Annotated in this window: 1 rRNA gene; it reads left to right on the top strand. The window is 53.6% G+C overall.

Annotated features, from left to right (window positions below):
- A 16S ribosomal RNA gene (locus tag H5S39_RS02375) occupies nt 1-185 on the top strand; the annotation flags it as partial.
- Between the last annotated feature and the right edge of the window lie 52 nt (nt 186-237).

Genomic DNA, 237 nt, shown 5'->3' with positions numbered 1-237 from the left:
TCAGCATGCCGCGGTGAATACGTTCCCGGGCCTTGTACACACCGCCCGTCACACCATGGGAGTTTGTAACGCCCAAAGTCGGTGGCCTAACCATTTGGAGGGAGCCGCCTAAGGCGGGGCAGATGACTGGGGTGAAGTCGTAACAAGGTAGCCGTAGGAGAACCTGCGGCTGGATCACCTCCTTTCTAAGGAATAAAACGGAACCTACACATCGAAGAAACTTTGTTTAGTTTTGAG

This window comes from Limosilactobacillus rudii (genome assembly GCF_014145455.1).
GTDB lineage: Bacteria > Bacillota > Bacilli > Lactobacillales > Lactobacillaceae > Limosilactobacillus > Limosilactobacillus rudii.
The sequence above is the reverse complement of the archived record's forward strand: the minus strand, read 5'-3'. Positions and strand labels throughout refer to the sequence as shown.